Below are 18128 nucleotides of genomic sequence, written 5' to 3' on the forward strand. Positions count from 1 at the left end.
TCATGGCCGGCCCGCCGAGACAGCGGCCGTTCTCAAGCCGCCTGGGGCGGAGTCCCGCCACGCCCGATTCTCGTGGCGGGGCGCGCCGGGGACCACCGCCCCGGCCATCCCACGATCACGCGATTTTCTGCGAGTTCCACCTTGCCATCGCCCACATCTAGTTTCACAATAGGGGTCAGTGTTCCGTATCATGCGACAGTATCTCAAGGAGGAGATGTTGTGAGCGAGCTTGTCTCCGAGCAGGACGGCCTTCAGGACACTCGGCGAATCCCTCCGCCGGACCCCGACCGCGAACCGATGAAGGCCAACGTCTACGAGCGGATGGCCAAGGCGGCCTCGCAGCTGACGCCCCTTTTCCCGTACGACCACGCCGGGGCGATCGTGCCCTGCGGGAACGTGCTCATCGGCGGCCCCGAAAAGGCCTACGGGCACTTCTTCCACTGGAACACGGTGAACGAGGTGGCCGTCACCTACGGCTCCAACGAGGCGATGCTCGCCACCGGGCAGATCATGGCGACCCAGAATCTGCACGGAGTGAACTCCTTCCTTCGGGACGAGAAGAACCCCGAGGCGTACGCGGTCATCGTCGTCACCCAGCACCAGTCGGAGGAGGGCGACCAGACCGAGGCGCTGATCGCCCGTTGCAAGAACTGCAAGGCGGAGATCGTCCGCTACGACTACGACGCGACGCCGTTCCCGCTGCCCGGATACGACGTGGCCCGCCACGGTGAACACGACGCCCCGATACGCCAGTTCTCCACGACGCTGGGCTCCATGGAGTTCGTCAGCCGGCGCAACTCCGACGAGGGACGCACCTGTCAGGCGTGCGGGCATGTCAACGACGTGTTCCCGTCGGACATCTGGGGCTGGGCACGCACGGTGGTCCAGACCGACGCCACGACCAAGGCCCACCGCGCCATGCGCGAGGCAGCCGCCCCGCAGGACGAGCAGGAGAAGTGATGAACCGCCGCCGCATGCTGCACTCCCTCAAGGTCGCCGCCGAGCTGGGGAACTACGAGGACGCCGCCGTCCTGCCCGCCGACACCGACCCGCAGCTCTATCTGTCACGTAACTGGCTGCCGCAGCCCTTCCACCTGATCTGCGAGAAGGACACCGTGATCAGCCAGCTGTCCGGCGCCGCCCAGGTGCACCTCAAGGACAGTTCCGTGAACCGGTTCCGGATGGACATCGGAGATCACATCTACGTTCCCGCCGGCACCCCGCACCAGATCGTGCCGCTTCAGGAAGGCGTCGCGATCCGCTACATGGCGCTCGACGCCGGCCGCCAGGGGGCCGCGTGGTACTGCCCGGGATGCCAGACCGAGCTCTGTCGCTACGAGTGGGAGCACGACAACGACACCCCGGTCGTCCAGAAGTACGCAGCGGCCTGCGCCCGCTTCACCACCGATCTGTCCGCCCGTACCTGTGCGAAGTGCGCGGCGGTCCACCCGGAAATCAACCTGGCGTCGTACGGCTGGCAGGCCCCCGTTCCCGTCGCCTGAGGGCCGCCCCCCGGGCGAGGACGACACACCGCGGGGCAGGAAGCGGCAGTTGACAGCCGGTCGGTCTTGGCAACCGGCATCGTCGATGCCGCATCCGGCCTCCCCGCCGCCGGACACCTTAGGAGAGACATGGCTACTCGGCGCTTTCACGCGCCTGCCGATCCCGCTCTGAGCAACCTGTACGCAGACCTTGCGGAGAGAAACCTCCAGCCGCTGTGGGAGTTGACCGGGCTGCTCACCCCCACGCCGAAAGCCTGGGCGACACCGTATCGCTGGCGCGGCAAGGAGTTGCGGGAACTGGGCGCGCGGGCCGGAGACCTCGTCCCCGTGGACCGCGGTGGTGATCGGCGGGTGCTGTCGTTGGCCAATCCCAGCCTGGGCGGCGCCCCGTACGCGACCCCCACACTGTGGGGGGCGGTGCAGTACCTCGGCCCCGCGGAGACGGCGCCCGCCCACCGCCACACCCCCGCCGCCCTGCGCTTCGTGCTGGAGGGCGAGGGCGTGTGGACTCTGGTGAACGGCGATTTGCTGCACATGGCGGCGGGAGACCTGATCCTCACCCCCAGTTGGACCTGGCACGAACACCACAACCCAGGCACCACCCCCATGACCTGGTTCGATGCACTCGACCTGCCCCTGGTCGAGGCGCTGGGGGCCGTGTTCTTCGAACGTGGCCACGAACCCGGCGCTGCACGCGTCACCGCTCCCCGGTCCGCCTCCGAGAGCCGCTACGGCGGCGGACCGGGACTCCTTCCCTGCGACGGGCCTTCCCTGCCGGCCGCCCACTCCCCTCTCCTGCGCTACCCCTGGGCCGCCACCGACCGCGCGCTGAGCAGCCGTCTCGCCGACGAGGGCGCCGGTGCCCGCCACGCGCACGTCCGCTTCGCCGATCCGACGAACGGCCGCGACGTGATGCCCACGATGCGGTGCGAGATGCACCGATACCTGCCTGGCCACACCGCTCCCGCCCTGCGACGCACCGGTTCCTCGCTCCTCGCCGCCTTCCGTGGCACCGGCGCCGTCGTCCTGGACGGGATTTCCTACGACGTCGCCCCGGGTGACCTGATCGCCGTCCCCTCCTGGACGTCCGTGGCGTACATCGCGGACGAACCGCTCGATCTGTTCACCGTCAGTGACGCCCCGGTGCTGGAAGCCCTGGCTCTCTACCGGGAGGAAGCGGCTGCCGATCCTCCCGAAACCTCTGTGACCGCCTGACCATGCCCCCTGGAGAGCCCTCATGCGCATCGCCCGCTTCGACGACGACCGCCTCGGTCTCGTGCGAGACGGTCGTGTCCTGAACATCACCGATCAGCTCACCTCCGCCCTCTCCCCCGGCCCGTACAGCCTTGTCCGGCGCCTGATCACAGAGTTCACCGTGGTACGGCCGATCCTGGAGGAACTGGCTGCCGGATCCGAGGCGTCGGCAGGGCTGCCGCTGGACGAGGTGCGGCTGCGTGCCCCGGTGCCCGATCCCACGAAGATCGTGGCCGCACCGGTCAACTACCGCGACCACCAGGCGGAGATGAACGAGGCCTTCCACATCAACGCGCTCGGGTTCTTCCTCAAGTCCCCGTCCTCGCTGCTCGACCCGGGGGGTACCGTCCGACTGCCCTACTCGGACCGCCGTTTCGACCACGAGGCCGAGTTCGCTCTGATCGTCGGCCGCCGCACCAGCCAGGTCACGCCGGAGCAAGCCCTGGATCATGTCTTCGGCTACACGGGCCTGATGGACATCACCATGCGCGGCGGTGAGGACCGCTCCACCCGCAAGTCCTTCGACACGTTCACGCCCATGGGCCCTTGGATCGTCACCCCGGACGAACTCGGCTCACCCGACGAGGTCGGTCTGGAGCTGACCGTCAACGGGGCGCTCCGGCAGAAGGCCAACACCCGGGACCTCATCTGGTCGGCCGCCCGCTTCCTGTCGTATGCCTCGACCGTCACCGTGCTCGAACCCGGCGACGTGGTGACGACCGGCACCCCGGCCGGTGTGGCCCCGATCCAGAGCGGCGACACCGTGGAACTGACGGTGGACCGGATCGGCCGGCTGGCCGTCGGCGTCACGGCCGAGAACGCCACCCCCTGCCCTACCGGCGGTGCGGGGCGGGGCCCCGTACCGCCGCCGGCTCCTCCGATCACGGCGGAGCCGGCGTGAGATCGCACATCCCGCCTGGAGGACGTCCATGTTCGTTGCCACGGCCATTGTCAGCTGTGTGCTCGCCGTCGCCCTGCTGGGCAGCGGCATCGCCAAGCTGACCGGCAACACCGGCCAGGCCGACCTCATGGCGGAGGTCGGCTTCCCGGCCGAACGGATGTGGATGCTCGGCGCATGCACGGTGGCCGGCGGGATCGGCCTTCTTGCCGGGCTGTTCTGGTGGCCCGTCGGCGTCGCCGCGGCCGTCGGAAGCGCCGCGTACTTCGTCGGTGCGCTGGCCTTTCATCTCAGATCCGGGCGCATGAACCAGTCGATGACCGGCGCCGCCGCCCTGACGGTGCTGTCCATCGCCGCCCTGGTACTGCGGATCGCTTCCAGCTGATCACTCTCGCAGCGCGCTCTCCCGCCCTTCCGACCCGCAATCAGCGGGCTGGGAGGGCGGCTTGGTTACGACTGCAGGTCTTGCTTCAGCCTCAAAATAGCGCCACACTACGGAACATCGTTCCGTATGATGCGACACTTTAAACATCCTGGAGGAGCCGCCATGTTCCAGCGTCCGGATCTGCCCGGCCGGGCTTCACCGTCGCTCCCGAGCCGGACGAAGGCACGGCTGTCCGCGGCACACAAGGCGACTCCGTGACTGGCGAGTTCGAACCGGAAGGTCACGGCGACCTGCGCGGAATCTCCGTCCACCTCCGACAGGAGGTGCGCCGGCTCGGCCCGAAAGGCACTCGTCTCCGCATCCGGGTCGGGCGAGGCGGTCTGGACGAGACCGCCAGGCTCTTCTCCGGGGAGACCGACATCGCCGTCGTCACACCCGCCGCGGCAGTGCGCCTCCTGCATCAGTTCGGCGATCTCCAGGGTCTGGTCGCGCTCGGGGTGGTTGCTCGCCGCGGGGGTCTGATCGCCGCTGCCGATGCCGGACTTGCCCACGACACGGTCAGTGAGCTGGTCGCTGCCCCCAGCCGCATCACAGTCGCCACTCCCGCGGACGACGGGGTGAGCCTGGTCGGCTTCGCAGTGCGCCGCGCACTGCGCATCGCCGGTGTCGACGCCCAGGTGACATACGTCCACGACGAACAGCCGGCCACCTGCTGTGAGCGTTTCGCCAGCGGCGAGGCGGACGTCGTCATCCACGACCTGCTGTCCACGCCCGACTGGACGGCAGCCTCCGAGGCGCGGTCGGTGAAGTACCTGGCGTGGGACGCGCGCGTGCTGCACGGCTTCGCCTCCCAGGGCTGGCCGACCCGGGTGGTCCCCGCGGGTCGGCTCCCCCTCCTCGACGCGGACCTGCCGACGCTGGACTGCTCCGACTTCGCAGTGCTCTGCCGCGAGGACCTGGACGACGACGTCGCCCGCGTGACCGCGCGGTTCCTCGCCCGGACGTACCGTTCCGCCGGCACTGCCGCCACAGCACCCTCGCCGCTTCCGCTGCATCCGGCGGCCGCCCGCGGTCACGCCGATCTCGTCGCCGACGCAACACTGGGGAGCCGTTGATGTCCACACCCGTCCCGCCCTCCGGGGCCCCCGCCGCCCTGGAGACCGAGCTCCTCATCGTCGGCGCCGGTCCCACCGGCCTCTTCGCCTGCTACTACGCGGGAATGCGGGGCCTCGACGTGACCCTCGTGGACAGCCTGCCCCACCTCGGCGGGCAGGTGGCGGCGCTCTACCCCGACAAGGAGATCTTCGACGTCGCCGGGTTTCCGGCCGTCCGCGGGCGCGAGTTGGTCGAGCGGCTCACCCAGCAGGCCGAGACCGCCTCACCGTCCGTCCTGCTCGGGGAGAGCGCAATGGAACTGCGCAGAGACGACGCCGGCGCGGTCGTCGTCACCACCGACGCCGGACGGGTCATCCGGGCGGGCGCCGTGCTGATCACCGGCGGCATCGGGCGCTTCACCCCGAGACCGCTGCCCGCCTTGACGGCGTTCGCCGGAGAAGGTGTGCACCACCTGGTCGAGCCCCCGCACGCGTACACCGACCGGCAGGTGGTGATCGTAGGTGGCGGAGACAGCGCCGTCGACTGGGCCAACACCCTCGCCCCGCACGCGCGTCAGGTCACACTCGTACACCGGCGCACCCGCTTCCGCGCTCACCAGTTCTCGGTGGACCGGCTCATGGACTCCCCCGTGCGGGTCCTGACCAACAGCGAGATCGCGGAGGTGCACGGAACCGAGTCCCTGAAGGCCGTGACCGTACGGGACTGCGGCACCGACGCGTTGGAGACCGTCGACGCCGACGTCCTGATCCCGGCCCTGGGACACATCGCCTCGCTCGGGCCGCTCACCACCTGGGGACTCACGCTCGACCGGCAGCAGATCCAGGTGGACAGCTCGATGTCCACGGGCCTGGATCGCGTCTACGCCGCCGGTGACATCACCACCTACCCCGGCAAGGTCCGGCTGATGGCCGTCGGGTTCGGGGAGGCCGCCACCGCCGTGAACAACATCGCCGTACGGCTCCGGCCCGACGAGGACCTCTTCCCGGGCCACTCGAGCGAACGCCCACCGACACCGACCCCCTGAACGGAGGAAGACACCTCATGGCTTACGTGATCAACGAGAAGTGCATCAACGAACTCGACGGCTCCTGCGTCGACGTGTGCCCCGTGGACTGCATCTACGAGGGCCTCACCAAGCGCTACATCAACCCTGTCGAGTGCATCGACTGCGGGGCCTGCCTGCCCGAGTGCCCGGTGGACGCCATCACCGCGCCCGAGAAGTCGGATCCCGTCTGGAAGCAGGACAACGCCGCGTTCTTCGCCACGGCGCTGCCCGGCAAGGACGCCCCGCTGGACAGCCCCGGTGGCGCCGGCGGCACCGGCACCGTCGGAGTGGACACCTCCCTCGTCGCCGACTGGACCAAGGAGTGACCGTGCGACACATCCCGCTGCTCATCATCGGAGGCGGCATCGGCGGCATGGCCACCGGCCTGGCCCTCGCCCGGGCCGGATTCGAGACCCACATCGTCGAGCAGGCCCAGGAGTTCACGGAGATCGGCGCCGGCATCCAGCTCGCGCCGAACGCCCTGCGGGTCCTCGAATCCCTCGGTGTCCTCGACGCCGTCAGCGACGTCGCGGTGCGTCCGCGCAACCTGGTGTTCCTGCACGCCGACACCGGCCGGCACATGACGACGATCGACTTCGGTGCCGCGTTCCTGGAGCGCTACGGCCAGTCCTACAGCGTGCTGCACCGCGGTGACCTGCTCGACGTCCTGCTCGCCGCGTGCCGTGAGCACCCGAAGGTCACGCTGGAGAACAACCGTCAGGTCGTCGACATCGAGGACCACACCACGGCCGCCGTCGTCCGCTTCGCCGACGGCGACAGCTACCGCACCGACGCGCTGATCGGCGCCGACGGCCTGCGTTCCCGCGCCCGCCTGCTCCTCTCCGAGGACCGGCCCTTCACGGAGGCGTACGTCGCCTACCGCGGCGCGCTCCCGATGAGCGAGATCAGTGTGCCGGTCGAGCCGGACGACGAGATCATCTGGCTCGGCGCGAACAGGCACCTGGTCCAGTACCCGATCCGGCGTGGCGAGTTGTACAACCAGGTCGCCGTCTTCCGCAGCCCCAACTACACGCCGGAGATCGAGCACACCGACCAGTGGGGAGGGCCCGACGAACTCGACGCGGCCTTCGCCACCTCGTGCGAGCAGGTCCGCACGTCCGTCAGGATGTTCAACAGGTCCAGGCGCTGGCCCCTGTACGACCGGGAGCCGCTGGCCAACTGGACCCGCGGACGCATCACCCTGCTCGGCGACGCCGCACACCCCATGTTCCAGTACCTCGCGCAGGGTGCCTGCCAGGCCATCGAGGACGCCGAGTGCCTGGCCCGCCAGATGGCCGAGCACAACGGCGACATCGACAAGGCGTTCGCCGCCTACCAGGCGGAACGGATCCCCCGTACGGCGCTGGTGCAGCGCGTCGCGCGCGGCTGGGGCCATGTCTGGCACGCCGAAGGCGATGTGATCGAGGCCCTGCGGGACCGCCTCTTCCGGCTCCGCAGCGCCGACGACTACACCGACCTGGACTGGCTGTACCAGCCGCACGCCGCCTGAACCGACCCACGAGGACCGTGATGAAGCAAGAGATCGACGAGACCGTCCGTGCCAGTCGCGCCCTGGCGGCAGCGGGCCTGACCGACATGGTGTGGGGGCACGCGGCCATCCGTGACCCCGACGGCGAGGGCGTGTGGATGAAGGCCTCCGGCTGGGGGTTCGAGGAGATCGACGCCGAGCAGGTGCTGCTGGTCAGCCGCGCCGGCGAGGTCCTCCACGGCGAGGGCAAGCGGCACATCGAGTTCCCGATCCACACCGAGATCATGGCGCGGCGGCCGGACGTCGGCTGCGTCGTCCACACCCACGCACCCGCGCTGAGCGCCTTCGCCTCCCTCGACGTGCCGCTGCGGCCGATCTCGCACGACGGCGTCGTGTTCTGCGATCCGCAACTGCCCCGCTTCGCCGAGACGGGAGCGCTCATCGCGACCGCCGAACTCGGTGCCGCGCTCGCCACGACGCTCGGCGACGCTCCCGCGGTCCTCATGCCGCAGCACGGCGCTGTCACCGTCGGTCCGGACGCGGCGGCCGCGGTGATGAACGCCGTCCTGCTGGAGCGGGCGTGCCGTACGCAGCTGATGGCCATGGCCGCCGGCGGACCGAAGGTGTGGTCCGACAGCGAGGAGGCCGCTTTCAAGCGGGACCAGGTGTGGAACCCCACGCAACGCGAGGCCGGCTGGAACTACCTGCAGCGGCTCGCGGAGAGGAATGATCGATGACGCAGACGCAGATACCCCCTACGCCTTCGGACGAGGCCGAGGCCAGCGCCGCCGAGAAGGAGCTGTACGAGGGCTTCAGCCGGTTCGGGCTGATCCCGCTGTGGACCGAGCGCGAGGGCCTCATGCCGATGACGCCCGAGCCCCAGGCCGTTCCGCACATCTGGCACTGGGGCGACCTCTACCCCTTGGCGGCCCGCGCGGGCGACCTCGTCCCGGTCGGACGCGGGGGCGAGCGCCGGGCGATCGCCGTGTCCAACCCGGGCCTGCCCGGGCTGCCGTACGCGACACCCACCCTGTGGGCGGCCATCCAGTACCTCGGCCCGAACGAGGTCGCCCCGGCCCACCGGCACAGCCAGAACGCCTTCCGGTTCGTCCTCGAAGGCGAGGGCGTGTGGACCGTCGTCGACGGAGATCCCGTGGCCATGCGCCGGGGTGACCTCCTGCTCACACCGGGCTGGCAGTTCCACGGGCACCACAACCCGCACCCCCGGCCGATGGCCTGGCTCGACGGCCTGGACATCCCGTTCGTCTCCGCCACCGACACCGGCTTCTTCGAATTCGGCGAGGACGGTGTGAGCGACCGCTCCACCCCGCACCGCTCCCGTTCCGAGCGGGTGTGGGGCCACCCGGGCCTGCGGCCGGTCTCGGCGACGGAGCAGGACACACCCAACTCCCCCCTGGCCGCCTACCGCTGGGAACACACCGACGCGGCCCTGGCCGCCCAGCTCGAAGTCGCCGCCGAGGGGCACCCGGGGGTTCTGGAACCCGGCCACGCCGCCGTGCGCTTCACCAACCCCACCACGGGGTCCGACGCGCTCACCACACTGCGCACCGAGATGCACAGGATCGCCGCCGGTCAGCGCACGGCACCTGTCCGCGAGACCGGTTCCAGTGTGTGGCAGGTCTTCGACGGGTCCGGCGTGATCAGCCTGAACGGCACCCGCACCGACGTCGTTCGGGGCGACGTCATCGCCGTGCCGTCGTGGTGCGAGGTCTCCATCGAGGCCGGCACCGACCTGGACCTCTTCCGGTTCAGCGACGCCCCCGTCTTCGAACGCCTCAACCTCGCCCGCAGGGAGTACTCGTGAAGCTCGCCACCATCCGCACCGGCTCCGGCACGGCCGCCGTCCGCATCGACCAGACGGAGGCGGTGGAGACCGGTCACCCGGATGTCGGCGCGCTGCTCGCCGAAGACGGCTGGCAGGAGCTCGCCGCCGCCGCCGACGGCACCCGGCACGCCCTGGAGACACTCGACTACGCGCCCGTCGTTCCCCGCCCGCAGAAGATCTTCTGCGTGGGCCTCAACTACCGCACCCACATCACCGAGATGGGACGGGACCTCCCCGAATACCCCACGCTGTTCGCCAAGTTCCCCGCCGTCCTCATCGGTGCGTACGACGACATCGTGCTGCCGGCCGCCTCACAGGCCGTGGACTGGGAGGGCGAGATGGCGGTCGTCGTCGGGGCACGTGCCCGCAACGTCTCCGTGGCGGAGGCCGCGGGGCTCATCGCCGGTTACTCGGTCCTCAACGACGTCACGGCCCGGGACTGGCAGTACCGCACCAAGGAATGGCTACAGGGCAAGAACTTCGAGGCCACCACGCCGTTCGGACCGGTCCTGGTGACCGCGGACGAGGCCGGTACCGGCTCGCGTCGGCTCACCACCGTGGTCGACGGCGAGACCAAACAGAAGGCCGACACCGGTGACCTGGTCTTCGACCCGGCCGCCCTGGTGTCCTACCTGTCGACGATCATCACCCTCGAACCCGGGGACGTCATCGCCACCGGCACTCCCGGCGGCGTGGGCCATGCCCGCGAGCCCAAGGAATACCTCAGCGACGGAACCCTCCTCACCACCCGGATCGAGGGACTCGGTGAGTGCCGTAACCACTGCGTCCAGGAGAAGCCCGATGGCGCGTGAACCCGCACCCCGCCCGCTCCTGCTCGAATGGCTCGCGGCGGGCACAAGCCTGCTCGACGCCGAACTGGACCAGGCACCCGAAACCTGGGTGAGCGGTCCGTCGGCTCTTCCCGGCTGGACGACGGCCCACCTGCTCACGCACCTGGCGCGCAACGCCGACGCCCTGAACAACCTTGTCACCTGGGCCACCACGGGCGTGGAGACGCCGATGTACCCGCACGGTGCGTCCGGGCGGCTGCGCGACATCGAGGAAGGCGCTCAGCGTTCCGCGCAGGTGATTCTCAAGGACGTCCACGACAGCGCCGCTCGGCTTCAGGACTCCCTGGCGGGGATGCCGGAAGCGGCCTGGGCACGGACCGTCCGCACCGCGCAGGGCCGTACGGTCCCGGCGTCCCTCGTCCCGTGGCTGCGCATCCGCGAAGTATGGATCCACCTCGTCGACCTGGGCACAGGCGTCACGTTCGGCACACTCCCCGACGCCCTGGCCACGGCGCTGCTCCCTGACGTCGTCACCACCCTGGCCGGACGCGACGGCTGCCCGGCCCTGATCATTCGCACCCAGCCGGGCGGTACACCCTTGATGACCCGGCCGAGCAAACCTCTCGGCAGCATGACGGAGGTGAAGGGCACCACCGCCGAGCTCCTGGGCTGGCTCACCGGACGTGCCCCCGGTATCGGCCTCACCTGTTCACCGCCCGGTCTCCCCCTCCTGCCCCCGTGGCTGTGACACCCACGATTCCTCCCGCCCATCGGAGTACACCATGAAGATCACCCACTTCGGACACGCCTGCGTCCTGGTCGAGATCGAGCGCGACGCCGGCACCGTCCGGCTGCTCTTCGATCCGGGCGCCTACTCGACCGACTTCGAAGGCGTACGCGACCTCGATGCCGTACTGATCACCCACGAGCACCCCGATCATGTCGACGTCGCCCGGCTGGCACCGCTGCTGGCCCAGAGCCCCGCTGCCCGGCTGATCGCGGACCCTGGCAGTGGCAAGCTTCTGCAGGACGCCGGGCTGGCGCACGAGACCGTCGGTGAGGGAGACATCGTCACCGTCGCCGAGGTTCCTGTTCAGGTGCTGGCCGGCGACCACGCGGTCATCCACCCCGACCTGCCCTGCACCCACAACAACGGCTATCTCGTCGACGACCGGCTGCTCCACCCGGGCGACGCCTTCGTCCTCTCGCCGCAGCCGGTGGACATCCTGCTCCTGCCGACCGGAGGCCCGTGGATGAAGGCGAGCGAGGCGATCGACTACCTGCGGGTCGTGGCCCCCCGCGTCGCGATCCCCATCCACCAGGCAGGACTGGCCGCCGTCCATCAGCAACTGCACCAGCAGCTGTTCCGGAACCTGGGCCCCGAGCGATGCACCGTCCAGGTTCTCGACCACGCCGCGGCGACGGCTGTGTGAGGGACGCACGTCGCTCCCGTCGGTGGCCCCGAGCCTGGCCCGGGGCCACCGACGCGCGGGCGAACTCGTCAGTCGATGCGGTCGCTGAGCTCGCGTGCGATGCGGACCGTCGCAGACGCCGCGGCGGTGATCCAGTTGTCGTCGACCCGAGACCGGGGCGCCGTCGTGGCTACGGCCGCCCGGGGCCGGCCGTGCTTGTCGCGGACCACCGCCGCGACCGCGCTGACGTCGGCCTCGCTTTCCGCGTCGTTGACCGCGTAGCCGCGCAGCCGCACGTCGGCCAGTTGTTTGCGGAGTTCCTCCCGCGTCTGGGGGGCACGCGACGTGGGGGCCTGCAGTTCCTCCGAGGGATAGCGGGCCTCCAGTTCCTCGTCACCGAGCTCCGCGAGCAGGGCCTTCCCCGCGGCGGTCGCGTGGGCCGGGAGCGTCCAGCCGGTACGGCTGCTGGTCCGTACGACCTGGTTGCTCTCGACACTGTCGATGTACAGGACCTCCGTGCCCCGGAGGGTGGCCAGCTGCACGGTCTCGTCGGTCTCGTCCCGCAGGCGCACGAGGGCGCCGTGTGCGATGGCGCGGATGTCCATGTTCGCGACGACCGACAGGCCGATGTCCACAAGCGCGGGGCCGGGCTTGTAGGCGCGGGAGAACTCGTCCTGCGCCACGAAGTTGTGGTGGCTGAGCGTGGCCAGCATGCGGTGGACCGTCGACCGCGACAGGCCCATGTCCCGGGCCACCTGGTTGACCCGGATCATTTCATGGTTCTCGAACATGCGCAGCAGGCGCAGCACGTTGTCGACGGCTCCGATGAGGCCTGCCGGGCGGCTGGCGGAGTTGGGCTCGTCGCTGTTGGTCCCCGATGTCTGATCCACGCAGAGCACAGTAGCGCAGGGATGTCCAGACCCCACGAGTCTTGCCATTACGTTTCAGTGAACGGGACAGTGTTCTGCATCATGATACATTGCACGAACGAAGGAGTACTGCCATGCCTCTGTACCTGAGCCTTCACCAGGCGCCGGGCCTCTCCGAGGAGGAGATCGCGGGCAACGCGCCCGAGGTCGCCCAGCAGGTGCACGCGACCTTCCGGCATCTGTACGTGAACACCGACACCGGGTTCATCGTCACCGTCTACGAGGCCGAGAACGCCAAGGCCGTCGAGGCGGAGTTCGAGCGGGTCGGCTTCCCCTTCGACGCCATCCACGAGATCGACTTCAGCCAGAGCGCCGCGGAACTGGCCCAGATGGTGGGGAAGGCCTGATCGGCCGACAGAGCGGGGCCGCCCCCTCGCAAGCGGGAGCGCGGAGGGGGCGGCCCGTTCGAACTGCATCCCGTCACCGGCCGATGCGTCCGGGGATGGACCACGACGACGGAAACTTGAGGGAATGGCATCCGCTGAGGCAGAGGCGGACGGACGTGGCTACGACTGGGACCCGCGGCTGACGCACCTCATCCACTCCTGCGACGACACGATCCTGCCCTGTCCGATCATGCCGCTCCCCGCCGGCCTGACCTGGGAGAGCAAGCCGGGTGTCACCCTCATCGGCGACGCCGCCCACCTCATGTCTCCCTTCGCCGGGGCCGGCGCCGGTCGGTGGGCCCCGCCACGCACAAGGCCCGCGCAAGGCGTTCGGACGCCTTGCGCGGGCCTTGGCAGTGACCCGTGGTGGCCGTGCGGCGCGGCCACCACGGGTCGGCTCATGCCACGCAGATACCCTCGACCGCCTCCTCGGCCAGGAGCTGACGTGTGCAGACCGCACCCGCCGGGTACTCCGTCGCGATGGCAGCGAACTCGGGTGTGGTGACGGCGGCGAGGAGCGCGGCGGGGGACTCCCAGACGGCCAGGTTGACGATCGTGTTCCCGTCACCGCCCGTCGACCGATGCAGCTGGGCGCGGATGAACCCGGGCTGAGTCACCATGTGGTCCGCGTGGCGGCGCCACTGTTCCAGGACCGCGTCGTGCGCTCCCGGCGGAGACACCACGATGTCGAGGAGCGTGCAGGGGCCGCTGTCGAGGGCCACCTGGGTGAAGAAGTCCTGTCCGGGATCGAGTTCGAAGAACGTGAGGTCGCCCGAGCCCGCGGTGTGAGAGGTCATGCGACACACACCCCAGGAACCGCCACCTTGCGCACCACGATCGGGTGAGCGATCGACTCGTCGGGGTAGAGCGTGAGCGTCTTCTGGAACTCCTCGCGCATGAACGCGTCCCGGAGGCAGGTCAGGTTCTCCCAGACGGCCACGTTGGTGAGGATGCGGCTGTCGCCGATGCCCCGGTACAGCTGGGCGGAGATGAAGCCGGGCTGCGCCTTCATGATGACGGAGTCCTGGCGCCAGACGTCGATGACCTCGCCGATCTTCCCTTCCGGGGCGACGAAGGCGTTGACGAGTGTGACGGGCTGTCCGTCGTCCGCGGCCTGGAGTTGTGCCAGGAACGGGGTCGAGACATCGAGATCCCTGAGCTCGATCATGTGAACTCCTCTGAGGTGTCTGGCTGTCTGCTGTGCGAACCAGCCATCGGACCGGCCAGGTCGTCGGACCCGATGAAGGCGAAGGGTCACCCCTCAGCGCCGGTCGGCGATCAGGACGTGCTCGGCGGTGACGAGGGAGAAGCTCGACACGGCGTCCACGCGTCCCTTGTGCCTCGTCCACGTCTCCGGGTGCAGGCGCGAGCCAGGTCTTCCAAGGAGTCCGTCCACGTCTCGGTGCCGGCGTCGTACGCCCGGCCCGTAGAGGCACCGGTGCCGCCGTCCTCCGCGTAGACCGCCTCGTCCTTGCTGACGAGGTTGTGGACGCGCCGGGAGACCACCGACCTGAACTCAGCTGAAGCGGCGAGGGCGCTGCCTTCTTCGTCGAGCCAGGAGGAGAAGCCGTCCGGACTGGTTTCGGGATGGCGTTTCCGGAAGTCGAAGACGTGGAACAGGCCGGCGCCTGACCCCGCGAAGATCTCCGTCTCCGTCGTCTCGATCACCATCGGGGGCCCGCTCAGGAACTCCCGGCCTATGTACTCCTCGTCGGGCTTGATCGCCGCCTTGTGGTCATCGTCCTGGAGCGCCCGACGGAAGAGTGAGGCGTCCTCGCAGACATGCTCGACGATCAAAGGGATGTCGGGACGTGCGCCATAGAGATGAAGCGAGTCCGTGCGGACGCCGAGTCGGACCGGCCGATGCGCGACGTACCGCTTGAACACTCCCTGGAAGGCACGGTGACTCATGACCGCCTGCGCGTGACGGTGGATCACGTAGTCCTGACACTCGACATGTCTGTCGGGGTCCCTGGCGGTGAGCACCAGATACTCCTTGGACACAGCGCGCTTCCCGGACTCAGCCGCTGTGCGAGCCGGTCATCAGCTCGGCCAGGTCGTCGGGCTTGAGGAAGGAGGGCGGCAGGGGCGGCCCCCAGTTGAACAGGCCTTTGGCCCCTTCGAAGACCTCGGGCTTCCAGAGCTGGTCGTCGACGATGCAGTCCAGGTCGGAGTAGTACTCGGAGAAGTTGCCGGCCGGGTCCTTCAGGTACCAGAAGAAGTTGGAGCCGACGTGGTGGCGGCCGAGGCCCCAGACGTGCCGTTCGGGATGGTCGTCCAGCATGGCCTTGGCACCGCGCCCGACCTCGTCGACGTCGTCGACCTGCCAGGAGGTGTGGTGCAGGAACGGCACCGGCGCCGACAGGACGAGGACGTTGTGGTGGTCGGTGGAGCAGCGCATGAAGGCACCGACGGTACCCATCCGGTCCGACAGCTTGAAGCCGAGTCCTTCGAGGAAGAAGCCGGTGGTGGCCTCGAAGTCCGTGGTGCCCAGGACGGCGTGCCCCAGCTTCCGGGGGCGGACGGGCGTGACCCGCTCGATTCCGGGCGCGCGCGTTCCCACGCGCTCCAACCGTCCCGGGCCGTTGTAGGGGGTGGCCGGGATTTCCGGCTGGTGGACGCGGGGTTCGACGCGCAGGACCACGCGCACGCCGGTGATCTTCTCGTACGCCGTGAGCGTCTTGTCGTCGAAGTCGGAGGGAACACCGAGCCGTTCGAGCCTCGCCGCGGTCGCGGCGAGATCGTCGGGGGTGTCGACTCCGACGGTGAGCTCGACGAGACGGCGGGTCGGCGCGTGGACGACGCGCAGCTGGCGGCCTCCGTCGCGGGTGCTGAACCAGCCGTCCGACTCGGGCGCCAGCCCGAAGTCGGTGTAGTAGGCGATCGTCTCGTGGGTGTTGGGGACACCCATGACGATCGAGGAGAGACGATGCAGGGCCATGGTGGAACTCCAGGGCGCTAAAGGGTCTGGATGCGGGGGGCTGAGCCGCGCTCAGGCGCGGAAGGTCTGACGCAGTTCGCCGATGCCCTCGATGTGGCTGACGAGGACGTCGCCGTCGGTGAGCCAGCGCTGGGGGGTGCGGCCCAGGCCGACGCCGGCCGGGGTGCCGGTGAAGATGACGTCCCCGGGGAGCAACGGCACGATGTGCGACAGCCGGGACACGAGAGCGGGTACGGAGAAGACGAGGTCGCGGGTGCGGCCCTTCTGCACCTCTTCGCCGTTGATCGTGCAGCCCAGTTCGATGTCGTCGGAGTCGGCGAACGCGTCCGGAGTGACCAGGTAGGGACCCATCGGGGTGAAGCCCGGGAAGGACTTGCCCAGACCGAACTGGGGGGCAGGGCCCTGCAGTTGGGTGATGCGTTCCGAGATGTCCTGGCCCGCCGTCAGTCCGGCGACGTACCGCCAGGCGTCGTCCTCGCCGACACGGTAGGCGTGCTCGCCGATGACGGCGACGAGCTCGACCTCCCAGTCCGTGTGACCGCCCTCCGGCAGCCGCACCTCGGTGACGGGACCGGTGATGCTGGAGACGTACTTGGTGAACACAGGCGGCAGCGTGTCGGGGACGGCGAAGCCGGACTCGTCGGCATGCGCCCGGTAGTTGAGGCCCACCGCGAGCAGTTGACGCGGGGCCGGGGCGGGCGAACCCAGTTCTGCGGCGGTGAAGGGCCGCCCTCCGGAAAGATAGGCGCCGGCCGCCCAGGCGCGGAAGTCGGCCCAGCGCGCATAGACGCCCTGGGGGTCGGGGCCGAACAGGCCGTTGCTGGCCTGTTCCACGTCCACGGCGGTCTCGTCGTCCTTGATGATGACAAGACGCCCGGACAGGTTGGCGGTACGCACGTGCTGCTCCTTGGGGAGACGGGGATGCTGGTGTGACCTGGTCACACGAGGGGGGTGATCTTCTCGTCGATGCCGAGCAGGGCCTTGCCGTAGACCTCCATGGCGACGGTCGGCGCGGCGACCGCGTGACGGCCGGCGGTGTTGGCGTCGCGCCAGATCCGCTGGAGCGGGTTGACCTCGGCGAAGGAGGCTGCGCCGTGCACGCTGACGAGTGTGTCGATCGCTCCGAGTACGTTCTGGATGGCCCAGCCGGTGTCCGCGCGGACACGGGCGCGCTCGGTGAAGTCGAGGTAGGTGCCGTTCTGCGCGGCCGTGTCGATGTCGGCGGCTGCGCGGTGGGCGTGCAGCGTGGCGGTGTCGATCCGCTGGGCCGCCTCCGCGATCTGCAGCTGCACGGCAACCGACTCGGCCTGCGTCTCGTAGAAGGTGTAGGAGATGGGCTTGCGGGTGGCCTTCTCCGTCACGTACTTCAGTGCCGCGCGGCCGAGTCCGAGCTGCGGGCCGGCCAGGACCAGGGAGAGGACGGGGACGAATCCCGAACGGGAGAGGACCTCGTCCGTGTGCTCCGTGGGGTAGTTGCCCTCGATGGCGGCGGGCACGGACATGACGCGGTGCTCGGGGACGAAGATGTCCTCGGCGATGAGGCAGTTGCTGGCGGTGCCCTTCATGCCGGCCACGAACCAGGTGTCCTCCAGGGACAGGTCGCCGCGCGGGGCCAGGACCAGCCCCTGGTCGACCACCTCACCGTCCTCGTCCGTGAGGGGCACGCCGAGCACGGCCCAGTCGGAGTGCGGCGAACCGGAGTTGTAGTACCAGCGGCCGGACAGCCGCCAGCCACCCTCGACCTTGACGCTCGTGGCGGTCGGGGTGAGCACCCCCGTGACCCGGGCGTCCGGGTTGGCCCCGAACACGTCGTCCTGCGCCTTGGAAGGGAAGAGGCTGGTGAGCCAGTTGCACACGTTGACGAGGGTGACGACCCAGGAGGTCGACCCGTCACCCTCCGCCAGGGCGGCCGACACGTCGACCATGGTGCGCATGGACGTCTGGTGTCCGCCGTACCGCTTCGGGATGGAGAGCTTGAGCAGCCCGGCTTCGGTGAGCGCGTCGATCACGGCATCCGGTACCCGCCGGTCGGTCTCGGTGGCCGCCGCATGCTCGCGCAGCAGCGGCTGCAGGGCCACGGCACGGGCGACGAGGTCGTCATGAGTCGTCATGGTGGGGCGCTCTTTCTTGTCGG

The 18128-nt window shown here is 69.5% G+C and carries 22 protein-coding genes and 1 pseudogene; 16 read left to right on the forward strand and 7 right to left on the reverse strand.

Translation table 11 applies throughout. The features are described from left to right. The first annotated feature begins 219 nt into the window (after positions 1 to 219). The 14 genes from ACFZDK_RS50705 (at position 220) to ACFZDK_RS50770 (ending at position 11759) form a co-directional block, all read left to right on the forward strand. The gene (locus ACFZDK_RS50705) at positions 220 to 960 is read left to right on the forward strand and encodes a hypothetical protein (RefSeq protein ID WP_390049854.1); all 741 of its coding nucleotides are present in this window, start codon (positions 220 to 222) and stop codon (positions 958 to 960) included. Further along, positions 960 to 1502, forward strand: coding sequence for a hypothetical protein (locus tag ACFZDK_RS50710; RefSeq protein WP_330351278.1), 543 nt, complete (start codon positions 960 to 962; stop codon positions 1500 to 1502). Before ACFZDK_RS50705 ends, ACFZDK_RS50710 begins: the two co-directional genes overlap by 1 nt. 129 nt (positions 1503 to 1631) lie before the next feature. Then, the gene (locus ACFZDK_RS50715; protein WP_390984808.1) at positions 1632 to 2717 is read left to right on the forward strand and encodes a cupin domain-containing protein; all 1086 of its coding nucleotides are present in this window, start codon (positions 1632 to 1634) and stop codon (positions 2715 to 2717) included. Between the two features lie 22 nt (positions 2718 to 2739). Further along, positions 2740 to 3657, forward strand: a complete 918-nt coding sequence (locus tag ACFZDK_RS50720) for a fumarylacetoacetate hydrolase family protein (RefSeq protein WP_390984811.1) — start codon at positions 2740 to 2742, stop codon at positions 3655 to 3657. 28 nt (positions 3658 to 3685) lie between these two features. Further along, the gene (locus ACFZDK_RS50725) at positions 3686 to 4039 is read left to right on the forward strand and encodes a DoxX family protein (RefSeq protein WP_390984813.1); all 354 of its coding nucleotides are present in this window, start codon (positions 3686 to 3688) and stop codon (positions 4037 to 4039) included. 254 nt (positions 4040 to 4293) lie between these two features. After that, positions 4294 to 5154 carry a hypothetical protein gene (locus ACFZDK_RS50730; protein ID WP_390984815.1) on the forward strand — a complete coding sequence of 287 codons (861 nt, stop codon included), beginning with the start codon at positions 4294 to 4296 and terminating at the stop codon, positions 5152 to 5154. Beyond that, the gene (locus tag ACFZDK_RS50735) at positions 5154 to 6179 is read left to right on the forward strand and encodes an NAD(P)/FAD-dependent oxidoreductase (RefSeq protein ID WP_390049864.1); all 1026 of its coding nucleotides are present in this window, start codon (positions 5154 to 5156) and stop codon (positions 6177 to 6179) included. The genes ACFZDK_RS50730 and ACFZDK_RS50735 overlap by 1 nt, the downstream gene beginning before the upstream one ends. 17 nt (positions 6180 to 6196) lie before the next feature. Then, positions 6197 to 6526 carry a 4Fe-4S binding protein gene (locus ACFZDK_RS50740; RefSeq protein WP_390984818.1) on the forward strand — a complete coding sequence of 110 codons (330 nt, stop codon included), beginning with the start codon at positions 6197 to 6199 and terminating at the stop codon, positions 6524 to 6526. 2 nt (positions 6527 to 6528) lie between these two features. Beyond that, on the forward strand, positions 6529 to 7710 hold the full coding sequence (locus ACFZDK_RS50745; RefSeq protein WP_390984821.1) for an FAD-dependent monooxygenase: 1182 nt from the start codon (positions 6529 to 6531) through the stop codon (positions 7708 to 7710). Between the two features lie 20 nt (positions 7711 to 7730). Continuing rightward, positions 7731 to 8426, forward strand: a complete 696-nt coding sequence (locus ACFZDK_RS50750) for a class II aldolase/adducin family protein (protein WP_390984824.1) — start codon at positions 7731 to 7733, stop codon at positions 8424 to 8426. Then, complete coding sequence (locus tag ACFZDK_RS50755; RefSeq protein ID WP_390049872.1) at positions 8423 to 9514, forward strand: cupin domain-containing protein; 1092 nt, start codon at positions 8423 to 8425, stop codon at positions 9512 to 9514. The genes ACFZDK_RS50750 and ACFZDK_RS50755 overlap by 4 nt, the downstream gene beginning before the upstream one ends. After that, positions 9511 to 10347, forward strand: coding sequence for a fumarylacetoacetate hydrolase family protein (locus ACFZDK_RS50760; protein WP_390049874.1), 837 nt, complete (start codon positions 9511 to 9513; stop codon positions 10345 to 10347). Before ACFZDK_RS50755 ends, ACFZDK_RS50760 begins: the two co-directional genes overlap by 4 nt. Continuing rightward, on the forward strand, positions 10337 to 11074 hold the full coding sequence (locus ACFZDK_RS50765; protein ID WP_390984828.1) for a maleylpyruvate isomerase family mycothiol-dependent enzyme: 738 nt from the start codon (positions 10337 to 10339) through the stop codon (positions 11072 to 11074). Before ACFZDK_RS50760 ends, ACFZDK_RS50765 begins: the two co-directional genes overlap by 11 nt. Before the next feature lie 34 nt (positions 11075 to 11108). Next, positions 11109 to 11759: an MBL fold metallo-hydrolase gene (locus ACFZDK_RS50770; RefSeq protein WP_390984831.1), complete on the forward strand. Its 651-nt coding sequence runs from the start codon at positions 11109 to 11111 to the stop codon at positions 11757 to 11759. Positions 11760 to 11827: 68 nt separating this feature from the next. Here the strand turns inward: ACFZDK_RS50770 and ACFZDK_RS50775 are convergent, their stop codons facing one another. Continuing rightward, positions 11828 to 12628: an IclR family transcriptional regulator gene (locus ACFZDK_RS50775; protein WP_390049880.1), complete on the reverse strand. Its 801-nt coding sequence runs from the start codon at positions 12626 to 12628 to the stop codon at positions 11828 to 11830. Positions 12629 to 12741: 113 nt separating this feature from the next. Here ACFZDK_RS50775 and ACFZDK_RS50780 point away from each other — a divergent pair, with 113 nt between their 5' ends. Both ACFZDK_RS50780 and ACFZDK_RS50785 read left to right on the forward strand, forming a co-directional pair. Further along, a complete protein-coding gene (locus ACFZDK_RS50780; RefSeq protein ID WP_390049882.1) occupies positions 12742 to 13014 on the forward strand; it encodes a nickel-binding protein in 273 nt (90 codons plus the stop codon). 223 nt (positions 13015 to 13237) lie between these two features. After that, a pseudogene (locus tag ACFZDK_RS50785) lies at positions 13238 to 13342 on the forward strand (oxidoreductase); the annotation flags it as partial. Between the two features lie 109 nt (positions 13343 to 13451). On the opposite strand, the gene ACFZDK_RS50790 reads toward ACFZDK_RS50785, so the two are convergent. The 6 genes from ACFZDK_RS50790 to ACFZDK_RS50815 form a co-directional block, all read right to left on the reverse strand. Next, positions 13452 to 13850 carry an antibiotic biosynthesis monooxygenase gene (locus ACFZDK_RS50790; protein ID WP_390984835.1) on the reverse strand — a complete coding sequence of 133 codons (399 nt, stop codon included), beginning with the start codon at positions 13848 to 13850 and terminating at the stop codon, positions 13452 to 13454. After that, positions 13847 to 14221: an antibiotic biosynthesis monooxygenase gene (locus ACFZDK_RS50795; RefSeq protein WP_390984838.1), complete on the reverse strand. Its 375-nt coding sequence runs from the start codon at positions 14219 to 14221 to the stop codon at positions 13847 to 13849. Before ACFZDK_RS50795 ends, ACFZDK_RS50790 begins: the two co-directional genes overlap by 4 nt. Before the next feature lie 110 nt (positions 14222 to 14331). After that, positions 14332 to 15057, reverse strand: a complete 726-nt coding sequence (locus ACFZDK_RS50800) for an EthD domain-containing protein (protein ID WP_390984840.1) — start codon at positions 15055 to 15057, stop codon at positions 14332 to 14334. A 16-nt stretch (positions 15058 to 15073) separates the two neighbouring features. Then, positions 15074 to 15994, reverse strand: coding sequence for a VOC family protein (locus ACFZDK_RS50805; RefSeq protein WP_330351260.1), 921 nt, complete (start codon positions 15992 to 15994; stop codon positions 15074 to 15076). A gap of 51 nt (positions 15995 to 16045) precedes the next feature. Further along, a complete protein-coding gene (locus tag ACFZDK_RS50810; RefSeq protein ID WP_330351259.1) occupies positions 16046 to 16891 on the reverse strand; it encodes a fumarylacetoacetate hydrolase family protein in 846 nt (281 codons plus the stop codon). A gap of 41 nt (positions 16892 to 16932) precedes the next feature. Continuing rightward, the gene (locus ACFZDK_RS50815; RefSeq protein WP_330351258.1) at positions 16933 to 18105 is read right to left on the reverse strand and encodes an acyl-CoA dehydrogenase family protein; all 1173 of its coding nucleotides are present in this window, start codon (positions 18103 to 18105) and stop codon (positions 16933 to 16935) included. Positions 18106 to 18128: the final 23 nt, after the last annotated feature.

This window comes from Streptomyces sp. NPDC007901, assembly GCF_042959465.1.
Taxonomy (GTDB): Bacteria; Actinomycetota; Actinomycetes; order Streptomycetales; family Streptomycetaceae; genus Streptomyces.

Excerpts from the sequence above, each read along its gene's own strand:
- ACFZDK_RS50710 (WP_330351278.1), top strand. The coding sequence starts at position 960 with ATGAACCGCCGCCGCATGCTGCACTCCCTCAAGGTCGCCGCCGAGCTG.
- ACFZDK_RS50715 (WP_390984808.1), top strand. The coding sequence starts at position 1,632 with ATGGCTACTCGGCGCTTTCACGCGCCTGCCGATCCCGCTCTGAGCAAC.
- ACFZDK_RS50720 (WP_390984811.1), top strand. The coding sequence starts at position 2,740 with ATGCGCATCGCCCGCTTCGACGACGACCGCCTCGGTCTCGTGCGAGAC.
- ACFZDK_RS50725 (WP_390984813.1), top strand. The coding sequence starts at position 3,686 with ATGTTCGTTGCCACGGCCATTGTCAGCTGTGTGCTCGCCGTCGCCCTG.
- ACFZDK_RS50735 (WP_390049864.1), top strand. The coding sequence starts at position 5,154 with ATGTCCACACCCGTCCCGCCCTCCGGGGCCCCCGCCGCCCTGGAGACC.
- ACFZDK_RS50740 (WP_390984818.1), top strand. The coding sequence starts at position 6,197 with ATGGCTTACGTGATCAACGAGAAGTGCATCAACGAACTCGACGGCTCC.
- ACFZDK_RS50750 (WP_390984824.1), top strand. The coding sequence starts at position 7,731 with ATGAAGCAAGAGATCGACGAGACCGTCCGTGCCAGTCGCGCCCTGGCG.
- ACFZDK_RS50755 (WP_390049872.1), top strand. The coding sequence starts at position 8,423 with ATGACGCAGACGCAGATACCCCCTACGCCTTCGGACGAGGCCGAGGCC.
- ACFZDK_RS50765 (WP_390984828.1), top strand. The coding sequence starts at position 10,337 with ATGGCGCGTGAACCCGCACCCCGCCCGCTCCTGCTCGAATGGCTCGCG.
- ACFZDK_RS50770 (WP_390984831.1), top strand. The coding sequence starts at position 11,109 with ATGAAGATCACCCACTTCGGACACGCCTGCGTCCTGGTCGAGATCGAG.
- ACFZDK_RS50780 (WP_390049882.1), top strand. The coding sequence starts at position 12,742 with ATGCCTCTGTACCTGAGCCTTCACCAGGCGCCGGGCCTCTCCGAGGAG.
- ACFZDK_RS50790 (WP_390984835.1), bottom strand. The coding sequence starts at position 13,850 with ATGACCTCTCACACCGCGGGCTCGGGCGACCTCACGTTCTTCGAACTC.
- ACFZDK_RS50795 (WP_390984838.1), bottom strand. The coding sequence starts at position 14,221 with ATGATCGAGCTCAGGGATCTCGATGTCTCGACCCCGTTCCTGGCACAA.
- ACFZDK_RS50805 (WP_330351260.1), bottom strand. The coding sequence starts at position 15,994 with ATGGCCCTGCATCGTCTCTCCTCGATCGTCATGGGTGTCCCCAACACC.
- ACFZDK_RS50815 (WP_330351258.1), bottom strand. The coding sequence starts at position 18,105 with ATGACGACTCATGACGACCTCGTCGCCCGTGCCGTGGCCCTGCAGCCG.